This is a genomic window from Georgenia sp. Z1491, from assembly GCF_049856175.1.
In the GTDB taxonomy this organism is placed as follows: domain Bacteria; phylum Actinomycetota; class Actinomycetes; order Actinomycetales; family Actinomycetaceae; genus JB111.
Genome location: NZ_JBNDNA010000012.1, coordinates 25,649 through 38,920, shown reverse-complemented (window position 1 = coordinate 38,920; position 13,272 = coordinate 25,649). Strand labels below are relative to the sequence as shown.

At 75.0% G+C, this 13,272-nt stretch carries 12 protein-coding genes; 2 read left to right on the top strand and 10 right to left on the bottom strand.

The genetic code is table 11. The features are described 5' to 3' along the window. Window positions 1-44: 44 nt before the first annotated feature. From ACPYO4_RS12535 to ACPYO4_RS12505, 7 genes are all read right to left on the bottom strand, one after another. Window positions 45-1,100 (bottom strand): FKBP-type peptidyl-prolyl cis-trans isomerase, encoded by a 1,056-nt coding sequence (locus tag ACPYO4_RS12535; protein ID WP_425709582.1) that lies wholly within the window; start codon window positions 1,098-1,100, stop codon window positions 45-47. Next, window positions 1,097-2,506 (bottom strand): Pup--protein ligase, encoded by a 1,410-nt coding sequence (gene pafA / locus ACPYO4_RS12530; protein ID WP_425709581.1) that lies wholly within the window; start codon window positions 2,504-2,506, stop codon window positions 1,097-1,099. The genes ACPYO4_RS12535 and pafA overlap by 4 nt, the downstream gene beginning before the upstream one ends. Further along, window positions 2,503-2,691 (bottom strand): ubiquitin-like protein Pup, encoded by a 189-nt coding sequence (locus ACPYO4_RS12525; protein WP_425709580.1) that lies wholly within the window; start codon window positions 2,689-2,691, stop codon window positions 2,503-2,505. Before ACPYO4_RS12525 ends, pafA begins: the two co-directional genes overlap by 4 nt. Window positions 2,692-2,779: 88 nt before the next feature. Continuing rightward, window positions 2,780-4,345 (bottom strand): depupylase/deamidase Dop, encoded by a 1,566-nt coding sequence (gene dop, locus ACPYO4_RS12520; RefSeq protein WP_425709579.1) that lies wholly within the window; start codon window positions 4,343-4,345, stop codon window positions 2,780-2,782. A 25-nt stretch (window positions 4,346-4,370) separates the two neighbouring features. Then, window positions 4,371-6,113, bottom strand: coding sequence for a proteasome ATPase (gene arc, locus ACPYO4_RS12515; RefSeq protein WP_425709578.1), 1,743 nt, complete (start codon window positions 6,111-6,113; stop codon window positions 4,371-4,373). A gap of 64 nt (window positions 6,114-6,177) precedes the next feature. Then, a complete protein-coding gene (locus ACPYO4_RS12510) occupies window positions 6,178-7,404 on the bottom strand; it encodes a tRNA (adenine-N1)-methyltransferase (protein WP_425709577.1) in 1,227 nt (408 codons plus the stop codon). Between the two features lie 11 nt (window positions 7,405-7,415). After that, window positions 7,416-8,279, bottom strand: a complete 864-nt coding sequence (locus tag ACPYO4_RS12505) for a site-2 protease family protein (protein ID WP_425709576.1) — start codon at window positions 8,277-8,279, stop codon at window positions 7,416-7,418. Between the two features lie 80 nt (window positions 8,280-8,359). Between ACPYO4_RS12505 and ACPYO4_RS12500 the strand changes: the two genes are divergently transcribed. Then, window positions 8,360-9,211: a RecB family exonuclease gene (locus ACPYO4_RS12500; protein ID WP_425709575.1), complete on the top strand. Its 852-nt coding sequence runs from the start codon at window positions 8,360-8,362 to the stop codon at window positions 9,209-9,211. Window positions 9,212-9,284: 73 nt separating this feature from the next. Here the strand turns inward: ACPYO4_RS12500 and ACPYO4_RS12495 are convergent, their stop codons facing one another. After that, entirely contained in the window at window positions 9,285-9,968 is a 684-nt protein-coding gene (locus ACPYO4_RS12495) for an HAD family hydrolase (protein ID WP_425709574.1), read from the bottom strand. Between the two features lie 48 nt (window positions 9,969-10,016). On the opposite strand from ACPYO4_RS12495, the gene ACPYO4_RS12490 reads away from it, so the two are divergent. Beyond that, window positions 10,017-10,967, top strand: a complete 951-nt coding sequence (locus ACPYO4_RS12490) for a PAC2 family protein (protein ID WP_425709573.1) — start codon at window positions 10,017-10,019, stop codon at window positions 10,965-10,967. A gap of 4 nt (window positions 10,968-10,971) precedes the next feature. Here ACPYO4_RS12490 and ACPYO4_RS12485 read toward each other — a convergent pair whose 3' ends face one another. Then, window positions 10,972-11,844, bottom strand: a complete 873-nt coding sequence (locus ACPYO4_RS12485) for a VOC family protein (RefSeq protein ID WP_425709572.1) — start codon at window positions 11,842-11,844, stop codon at window positions 10,972-10,974. 68 nt (window positions 11,845-11,912) lie between these two features. After that, a complete protein-coding gene (gene mshC / locus ACPYO4_RS12480; RefSeq protein WP_425709571.1) occupies window positions 11,913-13,268 on the bottom strand; it encodes a cysteine--1-D-myo-inosityl 2-amino-2-deoxy-alpha-D-glucopyranoside ligase in 1,356 nt (451 codons plus the stop codon). Window positions 13,269-13,272 lie beyond the last annotated feature (4 nt).

Sequence of the window (13,272 nt, the reverse complement as noted above, 5' to 3'; positions counted from 1 at the left end):
CCGGTCCACGCCCCCGCCTTCACCGGTCCATGCCCCCGCGCCGCTCAGCGGACCACGTCGTCCCCTCCGGAGGCCGCGAGCACGTCCACGACGACGACGAGCGTGTGCTCGCCGTCCCCGAGCCCCGGGGGCACGACGACGAGGACCCGGGACCCCACGCGCCGGTCGAGCAGCGCGAGGCGCACGCCCTCCGCGAGCTCGCCGACGCCGGCCGTCGTCGGGGCCCCGTCCGCCCAGGTCGACGAGAAAACCTCGCCGGTGGCCCAGTCGAGGGTGAGCGTCTGCAGCACGAGCTCCTGACCGGGCCGGACCGTCGCCCCGTCCCCCTCGACCACCACGCGGCTGTCCAGGTCCGTCGGCGGGTCGCCGGGCGGGATCCCGACCACGGGCGCGCCGTCGGCTCCCCTGCCCACCGTCGGGCCGGCAGTGCCGTCGCCGCCGTCGCCCTCGCTCGGGCTCTCCGGCCCCGCGGACGGCGAGCCGGCCGACCCCGTCTCCCCCGACCCGGCCTCCCCCGATGCGCTCTCGGCCGGGGCGCCGCCGGCGACGGTGGGCAGGACGTCGACGACCACCACCTGCATCGTCAGCGCCCCTTCGACGTCGACAGGCTCGGCCACGAGGATCCGGCTGCCCTCGGGCACCCCGGGCAGGATCTCCGCCAGCGTCGCGCCGACGTCCGCATCGGACACCGTGGCCAGGCGGGGCGGCACGTCCTCGCCGGGCGAGGAGCTGGCACCGGTCGTCCCGTCCCAGGCCGCCACGTCCAGCAGCGCCGGACCGCCCGCGGTGAGCGCCCGCCCGTCGCCCTCGTCGACGACGGCGGCCACCGGGTCGGTCACGGGCAGCGGGGTGTCGATGACGACCACGGGGTGCCCGGGCGCTCCGGCCACCGAGACGCCCGGCACCTCTGAGGCCGGCCCGGCCCCGGACGGTGCCTCGCTACCGGACTCCCCGGTGCTCCCGTCCTCGCCGGGACCGCAGGCCCCGAGCCCGAGGGCGAGCGCGCAGGTGGCGGCCGCGACGCGCAGCGCCGGGCCACGCGCGGTCGGGCCACCCGCGGCCGAGACGCGCGCGGTCGAAGCACGCATCCGTCCGGTCACGCCATCTCCGCGAGAAGCGCGTCCACCCGGTCGTCGACGGCGCGGAACGGGTCCTTGAGCGCGACGGCCCGCTGCGCGGCGTCGACGAGCTTGAGGTGCACCCAGTCGACGGCGACGTCGCGCCGGGAGTCCTCGGCGGCGCCGACGAACCTCCCGCGCAGGGCCGCGCGGGTCGTGGCCGGTGGGACGGTGCGCGCGGTCTCGACCTGCTCGTCCGTGCCCACGGGCGCGAGCAGCCCGCCCTCGAGCAGGCGGCGCCCGAGGCCGTGGGCCGTGATGTCGTGGTAGGCCAGCGAGAGGCGGGCGACGCGCGGGTCGTCCAGCGCCACGCGGTTGCGCGCGCAGTAGCGGTCGACCAGCGCGCGCTTGGCCGCGATGTCGAGCTCGGTCGCCATGGGCGAGAGGTCGCCGTCGCGCAGTGCCGCGACACCGCGCGCCCACAGGTCCAGCACGCGGCGGCGGCCGTCGGAGAGCATCGGGTCCCACCCGCGCCGGTCGATGTGGTCGCGGACGCGGTCGAGCAGCTCGGACTGGATGTCGACCGCGGTGCGCCGGCGGCCGGTGGCGAGCTCGACGTCGACGCTCCCGGTGATGTCGTGGCTGATCTCGCGGATCGCACGCATGGGCTCGCCGAGCTCCAGGTCGTCGAGCCGCATGCCGTCCTCGACGCAGGCGATGAGCAGCTCCGCGGACCCGACCTTGAGCAGGGTGGTCGCCGGCGCCACGTTGGAGTCGCCGACGATGACGTGCATGCGCCGGTAGAGCTCGGCGTCGCCGTGCGGCTCGTCACGGGTGTTGATGATCGGGCGTGACCGGGTCGTCGCCGCGGAGACGGCGTCCCAGGTCTGGTCCGCACGCTGGGAGAAGGCCCACGCGACCGTGCCGCCGGGCCGGCGCCGCAGGTGTCCCGCGCCGGTGAGGACCTGTCGGGTGACGAAGTACGTGACGAGGGACTCCGCAGTGGCGCGGTAGTCGCGCCGGCGTCGGACCAGGTAGTTCTCGTGGCAGCCGTAGGAGGCGCCGAGCGTGTCGAGGTTGTTCTTCATCAGGTGCAGGGTGCCAGGCGTGCCGGCGGCGGCCAGCGAGGCCTCGGCGCGCTCGCCGAGCTCGATCAGGGTGGCCTCGCCCGCACGGTCGTTGACCACGAGGTCGACGACGTCGTCGCACTCCGCGGTCGCGTACTCCGGGTGCGAGCCGACGTCGAGGTAGAGGCGGGCGCCGTTGCGCAGGAACACGTTCGTCGACCGGCCCCGCTCGACGACGGGGCGGAAGAGGTGGCGCGCGACCTCGTCGGGGCTGAGGACGTGGTCCGGGTCGTCGGGGAAGAAGGTGAGTCCGTACTCGGTCTCGACCCCGAAGAGTCGCCGGAGCGGGTGGTCGTGGGGCGCGGCCTCGTCGGCCGTCACTGTCCGCCCTTCTGGACGAAGCCCTGGACGAAGGCCTCGGCGTTGGTCTCGAGCACGGTGTCGATCTCGTCGAGGATGTCGTCCACGCGGGAGACCTGCTCGGCGCGCTGGGCCGGGGCGGGCGCCGGTCCGTCGTCGCCGGCGGGTTCCGGACGGGGTGTGCGGGTCTGGTCCTGCTCCGACATGTCGGGATCCTTCCTGTGCGGACGCCGGTGGCGGCGTCCGCGGTGGTCGTGCTGGGTGGTGGTCCTGGGTGGTCGTGGGGCCCGCCGGTCAGCCGGCCGGGCCACCGGTGAGGGCGTCGAGGAGCGCGGCCGCGTCGGGACTCGCGTCGAGCAGCTCTCCGACGAGCTCACGGGTGCCGCGCGCCGGCTCGGGCAGCGTGACACGGGCGAGCCGCTCGCGCCCGGGCAGGTCGAGGACGACGCTCGCCCAGCCCGCGCCGGTGACCTGGCTCGGGTAGCGCCGCAGGACCTCTCCGCGCAGGTAGGCCCGGGTGCCGACCGGGGGCTCGTGCTCGGCGCGACGCACCGCGTCCTCGTCGGCCAGCCGGGTCACCCGTCCGGCCGCGTCCAGGCGGGCGACGACCGAGCGCTCCGGGCGCAGGTCGTGCCACTGGAGGTCGAGCGCGGCCAGACGCGGGCTGTCCCAGCCGAGCGAGTCGCGCTCGCGCATGCGCTCGAGGAGCTGCAGCTTGCTCACCCACTCGACGTCCGGCGCCGCGGCGTCGATGTCCGTGGCCAGCGTGTCGAGCACGTGCGACCACAGGTTGAGGACGCGGGACGTCTCGGCGTCGGGGCCACCGGCCTCGTCGACCGCGTGCGCGAGGATGTCACGGTAGGTGCGCTGGATGTCGAGCGCCGTGCGGTCGGGCCCCTCCCGCATGGCGATCCGGTGGCGCAGCGTCGGGTCGTGGCTGATGCGCTGGACCTCGGGCACCGGTGCCGCGATGACGAGGGTGTCGAGCCCGATCGGCACCTGGCCGCGCTCGAGGAGCCACAGCAGGAGCGCGACCGTGCCGGTACGCAGGACGAACGGGACGTCGAACAGGTTGGCGTCCCCGCCGATGACGTGCAGCCGGCGGTACCGTCCGGCGTCGGCGTGGGGCTCGTCGCGCATGTTGACGATCGGCCGGTTGAAGGTCGTCTCCAGGCCGACGTCGTTCTCCACGTAGTCGGAGCGCTGCGCGATCTGGAAGCCGGGCCGCTCGCTGCGCTGGCCGAGACCGACCCGGCCCGCGCCGGCGACGACCTGTCGGGTGACGAGCAGCGGGGTGAGGTAGCGGACCAGGTCCCCGAGGTCGACGTCGCGGGAGAGGAGGTAGTTCTCGTGCGTGCCGTAGCTTGCGCCCTTGCCGTCGACGTTGTTCTTGTACAGCGTCAGGCCCTCGCCGCCGTCGGCGTGCATCGCCCGGACGGCCACCCGTTCGCCGGCCCGGTCGTGGACGAGCGCCTCGAACGGCCCGACGGTCTCGGGGCCGGAGTACTCGGGGTGGGCGTGGTCCACGTAGAGCCGCGCGCCGTTGCTCAGCAGGGCGTTGCCGGCCACGGGCAGGTCGAGCTCCTCGACGCTCGGGCGCTCAACCTGCTGGGCCGGGCCCGCGGGCGCGGGGCGCTCCGGATCGTCGGTGAGCTGCGAGGGGTGCGCCGAGGCCCGCGGGACCCGGTGGCCGCGCAGGTCGTTGAGCGGGTCCTCGGTGACGTAGTCCCAGCGCGCGCTCGGGTGGGCGGCGGTGCCGTCGGCGCCCTGGTAGGCGTGCACCACCCGGGTCGAGAGCCGGACCGCGTTCGCGGCCAGGTCGGTGTGGTCGAGCACGCCGAACTCGGTCTCCGTGCCCATGATCCGGCGCACCGTCATGACGCGCTCACAGGTAGCCGCCGGTGGTCGGCACGTCGTCGATGACGCGGCGGGTGTCCGTCGGCCCGGCCGGGCGCTCGTCGTCGCGCTCCGCGGCGCGACCGTCCGCGTCCCGCGGCGCCGGGTCTCCGTGCGTTCCCGGGCCGTCCGCGGCGCGACCCGGGGCGTGGGCGCCGCGGGACGGCAGCTGGCGGATCGCGGTCACGGGCTCGCTGTCGGCGCCCTCGACCCGGGCCCAGTCCGCGGGCTTGATCGTCGTGCGCAGCGCCTCGTTCTCGCGGGTCTCGGTGCGCAGGCCGGCGAGCAGGTGGTCGGTGCGCAGACCGCGGCCGCGGCCGGCGACGAGGTCCTGGATGGCCCGCTTCTTGGCCCGGTCGACGATCGAGGCGAGCATCGCGCCCGACGCGAGGTCGCCGACGTGCAGGACCCGGCGGTCGCCCGAGGCGAACGTCAGCTCCAGGACGGCGGTCGAGTCGTCCGCGGCGTACATCGCGTCGACGACGGCGGCGCCCATCGCGGCCACCGCCGCCTCCGGCGTGCCGTGGGCGGCGAGCTCGTCGGCGTGGATCGGCAGGTCGGGGGTGAGGTGCTTGGAGATGATCTCCCGGGCGCCCTCGGCGTCGGGGCGCCCGATGCGGATCTTCACGTCCAGCCGGCCGGGCCGCAGGATCGCGGGGTCGATCATGTCCTCGCGGTTGGAGGCCCCGATGACGATGACGTTGCCCAGGGCCTCGACGCCGTCGATCTCGGCGAGGAGCTGCGGGACGATCGTCGTCTCGACGTCGGAGGACACGCCGGAGCCGCGCGTGCGGAACAGAGCCTCCATCTCGTCGAAGAAGACGATGACCGGCACGCCCGTGCGGGCCTTCTCGCGCGCACGGGAGAAGATCACCCGGATCTGCCGCTCGGTCTCGCCCACGTAGCGGGTGAGCAGCTCGGGACCCTTGACCGACAGGAAGTAGGAGTGGGCGCGGTCGGCGCCGGACTCCTCGGCGGCGGAGCGCGCGAGCGAGGTGGCCACAGCCCGGGCGACGAGGGTCTTGCCGTTGCCCGGGGGGCCGTAGAGCAGGACGCCGCGCGGCGCGCGCAGACCGTGCTCGGCGTACAGGCCGGGGTGCAGGAACGGCATCTCCACGGCCTCACGGATGCGTTCGATCTGCGGGCCGAGACCGCCGATGTCGGCGTACTCGGTGTCCGGGTCCTCCTCCAGGAGCAGGTCCTCGACCTCGGCACGCGGGACGAGCTCGAGCACGAACGAGGTCCGCAGGTCGGCGCGTACGAGGTCGCCGGGGCGCATCCGGGTCTCGCGCAGCGTGCCGCCGACGGTGAGGACGCGCTCGTCGTCGCCCCGCCCGATGACGAGGACCCGGTGGTCCGGGAGGACCTCCTTGACGGAGAGGACCTCGCCGTTGGGCTCGTAGCCGGCCGCGGCGACGATCGCGAGCTGGTCGTTGAGCACCACCCGCCGACCGGGCAGCAGGGCGCCGACGGGGACGACCGTGGACACGGTGAGCCGCATGAGGCGGCCGCCGACCAGGACGTCGGCGACCCGGTCGACGGGCTCGACGTCGACGACCGTGCCGTAGGTGCTGGGGGGCGCGGTGAGCGAGTCCACCTGCTCCTGCAGGTCGACCAGGCGCTGCCGCGCCTTGCCGAGCGACTCCGTGAGCCGCTCGTTCTTCGCGGCGAGCGATATCGCCTGCTGCTCGAGCTCGCGGGCCCGGGCCTCGCCGTACATCTCCTGCGTCATTACGCTCCCGTCACCTTGCAGATATCCAGCGTATGCCGAACGCGGCGATCCGCCAGGACGAGGATCACTCCTCGGGAAACGAATCGGGTCCGGACCCGGCTGCTGGCTCGGGTCCCGGCCCATGCTCGGGCTCCTGTCCGGGCGCGGCGGGCCGGGAGGCGTACCCGGACTCCTCGATCTCGGCCCGGCGACGCACGTCCCGCCCCACGCGGCGCAGCTTCTTCACGGAGATCGTCCGCTCGCCGGCGGACAGCGCGCCGGTCCAGTCGTCGCCGTCGGCCGGATCGGCCTCGTCACCGCGGCTCGCGGCGTGCTCTCCGGAGTCCACACCGACGGGCGGGGCGTGTCGCGACGTCCGCGCGGCGGGGGTCGTCGACGCACCGGCGCCAAGCGGTCCGGCGCCCTTGGCGGGCCGCCGTGTGCGCTGCGGGGGCGCCGATCCCGGAGCGAGGGCGCGCGCGGTGACGAGGAAGCCGGTGTGGGCGACCATCCGGTGGTCGGGCCGGACCGCGAGTCCCTCGATGTGCCAGCCGCGCACCATGGACTCCCACGGCCGTGGCTCGGTGAAGCGCTCGCTGGCCCGCAGGTCCTCGACCACCCGGCTCAGCTGCGTCGTCGTGGCCACGTAGGCGATGAGCAGGCCCCCGGGCGCGAGCGCGTGCGCGGCGGGAGCGATGTTCTCCCAGGGTGCGAGCATGTCAAGGACGAGCCGGTCGACGGTGCCCGCCTCGTGGGCGAGCAGGACGTCGGCGAGGTCGCCGACCGTGACGGTCCACCCGGGGTGGCGGCCCCCGAACCAGGAGTCGACGTTCGCCTCGGCGATCTCAGCGAACTCCGCGCGCCGCTCCACCGAGTGCAGGGTCCCGGACTCGCCGATCGCCGAGAGCAGCGACATGCTGAGCGCGCCCGAGCCGACCCCGGCCTCGACGACGCGCGCGCCGGGGAAGATGTCGCCCATCTGGACGATCTGCCCGGCGTCCTTGGGATAGACGACGGCCGCGCCGCGTGGCATCGACATCACGTAGTCGGCCAGCAGCGGGCGCAGGGCGAGCAGGTCGTGCCCGGTCGGGGTGCTGAGCACCGTGCCCTCGTGCCTGCCGATGAGGTCGCGGTGGTGGAACGAGCCGCGCTGGGACTGGAAGTAGCCGTCGTGGGTGAGCAGCACGGTGTGGTGGCGCCCCTTGACGTCGGTGAGCTGGACGCGCTCCCCCGCCCGCAGCGGCCCGCGCCGTGGGCCTGGGCCGCCCGGCCGGTCGGAGCGGTCGGGATCGGTCTGGGGCTCGGTGGTCACGGCCGGGAAGTCTACGTGCGCGGTCCCGGGTCGGCATCGGGGGCGGTGCCGTGGTCGCCTTCGTGGCCGGTGTGGCGGTCGGTGTCGGTGCCGGCCACGGGGCCCGGCCGCGGACCCGGCCCACCACCGGTGTCACGGCCGCGCTCGCGCCGCAGCCGACCCGCGTCGCGCACGGCCTGCGCGCCGCCGGACCAGAGGGTGGCCCCGGCGGAGGCGGCCGCGGCCACGACGATGAGGCCCGGCCATCCCCCGAACCGCACGAACAGCACGACGGCGGCGCCGACGACCACGAGCGCCAGGAGACACCCGAGCACGCCGAGGGGCCGCAGGCCGGCCAACGGCCGGCCCGTGAGGCCCTCCGCGACCTCGAGCCACAGCCGACCGCCGTCCAGCGGCAGCGCGGGCACGAGGTTGAACAGCGCGAGGACGACGTTCATCACCACGGCGACGTCGACGGCGGCCGCCCAGGGGCTGACACCCTCGACCAGCGGGGCGACCAGGAGGCCCGCGCCGGCCAGCAGGAGGTTGGCGGCCGGCCCGGCCGCGGTGACGGCCGCGGCCGCCCAGGGGCCCCGGCCGGTCCCGTCGAAGGCGGTGTGCCCACCCACGAAGGTGAGGACGAACTCCTTGGGCCGGAGCCCGACGGCGGCCCCGGTCAGGCCGTGGCCGAGCTCGTGGACGAGCACGGCGATCGAGACGGCGAGCGCCGCGAGCAGGCCCATGACGAGGCCCGACTGCTCGGGCCGGGCAAGGATCCGCCCGTAGACGAGCGCGACGACGACCACCAGCAGGAGCCAGCTCCACGTGAGCACGACCGGGGCGCCCGCGACCCGGGCGACGACGAGGCCGGGCGTCCGGCGGGGCTCGGTGTGCACCGCACCAGCCCACCACACCTTCTCCACAGGGGTGGTCCGCGGTCCGCGGCGGTGTCGGTCCCGCTGGTTAGCCTGCTCGCATGTCCTCCTCACCGGCCCCCCGCCGGGCCCCGTACCGGGCCGCGCTGTCCCCCTCGAGGGCGAAGGACTTCGAGCAGTGCCCGCTGATGTTCCGCCTGCGCGTCGTCGACCGGCTGCCGGAGCCGCCCTCGCCGGCCGCGACCCGCGGCACGGTGGTCCACTCGGTCCTCGAACGGCTCTACGACCAGCCGGCCCCCGAGCGCACCGAGCCCGTGGCGCTGGGTCTCGTGGACCAGGCGTGGCAGGACGTGCGCGAGGCGGACCCGCGCCTGACGGACCTGTTCACCTCGCCCGAGGACGCCGACGCGTGGATGCACCAGGTCCGCGCGCTCGTCTCCCAGTACTTCCGCATGGAGAACCCCCGGCGGCTCGAGCCGTCGGGACGTGAGCTGCACGTCGAGGCCGAGCTGGGCTCGGGGGTGCTGCTCCGGGGCATCGTCGACCGGCTCGACCGGGCCCCGACGGGGGCGACCCGGGTGGTCGACTACAAGACAGGGAAGTCTCCGTCGCCCCGGTTCGCGGGCGAGGCGACCTTCCAGCTGATGTTCTACGGCCTCGTGCTGTGGCGGTCGACGGGCGTGGCGCCCAGCCGGCTGCAGATCGTCTACCTCGCGGACGGCCGCACGCTGACGGTCGATCCCGAGGAGCGCGAGCTGCTGGCGGCCCAGGAGCGCATCGAGCAGATCTGGGGACGCGTCGAGGAGGCGGCCCTGAGCGGCGTGTTCTCGCCGCGCCCCTCGAAGCTGTGCGGCTGGTGCTCGTTCCAGGACATGTGCCCGCAGTTCGGCGGGACGCCCCCCGAGATGCCGGCGGCCGGGATCGAACGGCTGCTCACGGTGCGGCGCGCCTGAGGGCCCCTGGAGCCGGTAGGCCCGGGCGGCCGGCGGCCTCAGGCAGCCGTCGGGCTCGAACGGCCCGGCAGGCTCAGGCGGCCAGGAGGTCGACGTCCCGGCCCCGGCCGATCTCCCGGATCGTGCTCAGGTTCACGTCGGCGAGGGTCGCGGCGCGCGACAGGCCGGGGGCGTGCGGGATCTCCGCCATGTGCGGGATCCCGAGGCAGCGCGCGCCCGACGCACGGGCGGCCCGCAGCCCGTTCGGCGAGTCCTCGATGGCCACGCAGCGCTCGATGTCGGCGCCCAGCAGCCGGGCGGCCAGGAGGTACCCCTCGGGATCGGGCTTGCCCCGTTCGACCCGGTCACCGGGCACGAGCACGTCGAAACCGCCGGCGAGCTCGGAGACGACCTCGGCGAACGGCGAGTAGGACGCCGTGACGAGAGCCTGCGGCACGCGCGCCTCGCGCAGCTGCTCGATGAGCTCGAACGCACCGGGACGACGCTCGACGCCCTCGTTGCGCACGTGGTCCACCACGCGGCCCACGAGCTCGTCGAGGAACGCGGCGGGCTCGAGATCGATGCCACCCTTCTCGATCATCGTGGTGGCGGCGTCCTCGAGGTTCAGCCCCACGAGCTCGTGGGACATCTCGTCCTCCCAGCGCCCGCCGTGCTCCTCGATCAGCGTCCTCTGGTGGAGGAACCACAGCGGCTCGGAGTCGATGATGGTGCCGTCCATGTCCCACAGGACGGCCTCGGGCAGATCGGGGAGCGTCACGGCTCGACCCTACCCGGGCCGCGGGCGCCCCGACCTACGCTGGTGCGCATGCAGGACGACACGACACGGCCCGACACCGCGGCCACCGGTCCGGCCGACGAGGCCGGGCACAGCCCCGACGACGGCGTCCCTCCCCCGCGCGACGGCCTCGTCGCGCTGGCCGCGTTCGACGGCTGGAACGACGCCGGCTCCGCGGCGACCTCGGCGCTGGCGTTCGTCGCCGAGGACTGGGACACCGAGACGCTCGCCGTCCTGGACCCGGAGGAGTACCACGACCTGCAGGTCAACCGGCCGCGGGTCGAGCGCGGGCCCGACGGCTCTCGGATCCTCACGTTCCCGCGCACCGAGGTGCTGCTCGCCACGTCCCCTTCCACCGGCGAGCGGCTCGTCATCGTGCGGGGGGTCGAGCCCTCCCTGCGATGGTCGCGCTACTGCGCGGAGATCCTCGACGCTCTCGAGGCGGCGGGCGTGCGGACGCTGGTCTCGGTCGGTGCACTGCTCGCCGACGTGCCGCACACGCGCCCCATCCCGGTGCAGTCCTCGTCCGACGACCCGGCGATCCAGGAGGCACTGGGCCTGTCCTCCCCGGACTACGAGGGGCCCACCGGCATCGTGGGCGTGCTCGGGGCGCTGAGCCAGGAGCGGGGCCTGAGCGCCATCGGGATGTGGGCGGCGGTGCCGCACTACGTCTCCCAGCCGCCGTCGCCGAAGGCGACGCTCGCGCTGCTGGTCGCGCTCGAGGACCTCGTCGGCATGTCGCTGCCCACACGGGACCTCGCCGAGGACGCCGCCGCGTGGCAGCGGGCCGTCGACGAGCTCGCGCAGGAGGACGACGACGTCGCGGAGTACGTCGAGATGCTCGAGGAGTCCAAGGACACCGCCGAGCTGCCGGAGGCCAGCGGCGAGGCGATCGCGCGGGAGTTCGAGCGCTACCTCCGTCGGCGCGACGGCGGGAGCCCGGACAAGGGCTCCGGCCCGCCGCCGCCGACCGGCAGGTGACGGCTCAGCCGACGAGCCGCAGGCGGTTGCCCCACGGGTCGTCGACCTCGAGGGCCGCGCCGTCGTCGTCGACCTGGTGGCCGGCCGCGCGCAGGCGCTCGGCGGCCTCGCCGACGGCCGTGGCGTCCCCGATCTCGAGGACGGACCGGCCGAGCCCGAGAGCCGGGGCACGCAGGCCCGCGCCGCGCGTCCCCCAGACGTTCATCGCCATGTGGTGGTGGTAGCCGCCGGCGGAGACGAACAGGGCCTGACCGGGGATCTCGAACGTGGCGTCGAACCCGAGGGTGTCGACGTAGAAGTCGCGCGCGGTCGCCGTGTCCCCGACCTGGAGGTGGACGTGGCCGACCGTGGCGCCCACCGGGACACCGTGCTCGCGGTCGAGGTGCTTGTCCAGGTAGGCGTTCGGGTCGAGGAAGATCGTCGCCATCTGGACCTGGCCGTCCGTCCAGGTCCAGGCGTCGCGGGGACGGTCGATGTAGAGCTCGACCCCGTTGCCCTCCGGGTCGTCGAAGTAGAAGGCCTCGGAGACGAGGTGGTCCGACGAGCCGGTGAAGCGGGCGCCGGCCCGCGCGAGGCGCAGGACCGCGGCCGAGAGGTCGGCCGGGGTGCTGTAGAGGATCGCCGTGTGGAACAGGCCGGCCGAGCCGCTCGGGCGCACCGGCAGGTCGGGCGCGTGGGTGATCTCGACGAGCACCCGTGCCGGCTCGTCGCCGGCGGCGGGCAGGCCGAGGCGGACGCTCGCGGGGTCCTCGCCGACGCGGACGAGGCCGGCCCCCTCCTCGTAGAAGCGGACGACGGTGTCGAGGTCCCGGACGCGCAGGCGGACGGTCCCCATGGACGTGGTGGCGGGCAGCAGCTGGGCGGAGGTCGTGGTCATACCGGCAAAACTAGTTGAAGCCTCAACTTATTCCTGCGTCCGACGCCACGACCGCTCGGAGCCGTGCGTCACACGGAGAGGTCGACCCCCAGCAGCGCGTCGACGGTGTCGCGCACGAGCGCGCCCGGCACCCGGCCCGGCTCACCACCGGTGGTCGCCGCCGCGGCGAGGACGGCCGCGGCCCACTCGTCGACGACCTCCAGCGCGCGGGGCGAGTCGAGGTCGTCGCGCAGGGCGGCGCGCACGCCGTCGAGCACGTCCCGCTCGGTCGGGGCACCGGCCGCCAGGCCCTCGGGCCCCGCCGGTACGCCCGACTCCCCGCCCTCCGCCGCGGGGGCCGGCGACGCCGCGGCCACAGCGGCCCGCCAGGTCGCGAGCCGTTCCTTGGCGGACGCCAGCACGCCGTCGGAGTACTCCCGGTCGGCCGCGTAGTGACCGGCCAGCAGCGCGAGCCGCACGGCCGCGGGCTCCTCCCCCGCGGCGACGAGCCGCGAGACCAGGACGAGGTTGCCCAGCGACTTGCTCATCTTCGTGCCCTCGTAGCCCACCATCCCGCCGTGCGCGTGCAGCCGCACGGCGCCCGGACGGTCGGTGAGCACGCGCAGGTGCGACTCCGACATCTCGTGGTGCGGGAACAGCAGGTCGCTGCCGCCGCCCTGGACGTCGATCGGCAGCCCCAGGTGCGTCGCGGCGATGCACGCGCACTCGATGTGCCACCCGGGCCGTCCCTCGCCCAGCTCGGCGCCGTCCCAGGCGGGCTCGTCCGCCCGCGCCACGCGCCACAGCAGGGGGTCCAGCGCATCCTTCTTGCCGGGCCGCTCCGGGTCGCCCCCGCGCTCGCCGAACGCGGTGAGCATCTCCTCGCGGCTCATCCCGGACACGCTGCCGAATCCCGGGTCGGCGGACAGGTCCGCGTAGACGTCGCCCGGCGAGGCGGCGTCGAGGGCGTCGTCGGCCGGCACCCGGTAGGCGGCGCCGGAGGCGAGCATCCGCGACACGGCCTCGACGACGAGGGGCACGGACTCCACCGCACCCACGTAGTCGGTGGGCGGCACGACCCGCAGCGCCGTCATGTCCGAGCGGAACAGCTCGGTCTGCTCCGCGGCGAGCTCGACCCAGTCCACGCCGGTCTCCCGCGCCCGGTCGAGCAGCGGATCGTCGACGTCGGTGACGTTCTGCACGTAGCGGACGTCGACCCCGGTGTCGAGCCAGGCACGCACGAGCAGGTCGTAGCCGACGTAGGTGGCGGCGTGACCGAGGTGGGTGGCGTCGTAGGGGGTGATGCCGCAGACGTAGAGCCGGCGCGCGCCCGGTTCCTGGGGCTCCGGAGGCGAGGCCGGCGGCAGGCCCACGGTGGAGGCGAGACGCACCTCCCCACCGCGGTCGGGAAGCTCGGGGACGACGGGGGCGGACCAGGACCTCACCGCT

Bases quoted from the DNA above. Each gene is read 5' to 3' on its own strand.
- ACPYO4_RS12500 (WP_425709575.1), top strand. From the start codon at position 8,360: ATGTCCTCCTCACCGGCCCCCCGCCGGGCCCCGTACCGGGCCGCGCTG.
- ACPYO4_RS12485 (WP_425709572.1), bottom strand. From the start codon at position 11,844: ATGACCACGACCTCCGCCCAGCTGCTGCCCGCCACCACGTCCATGGGG.
- dop (WP_425709579.1), bottom strand. From the start codon at position 4,345: ATGGGCACGGAGACCGAGTTCGGCGTGCTCGACCACACCGACCTGGCC.
- ACPYO4_RS12525 (WP_425709580.1), bottom strand. From the start codon at position 2,691: ATGTCGGAGCAGGACCAGACCCGCACACCCCGTCCGGAACCCGCCGGC.
- ACPYO4_RS12490 (WP_425709573.1), top strand. From the start codon at position 10,017: ATGCAGGACGACACGACACGGCCCGACACCGCGGCCACCGGTCCGGCC.
- arc (WP_425709578.1), bottom strand. From the start codon at position 6,113: ATGACGCAGGAGATGTACGGCGAGGCCCGGGCCCGCGAGCTCGAGCAG.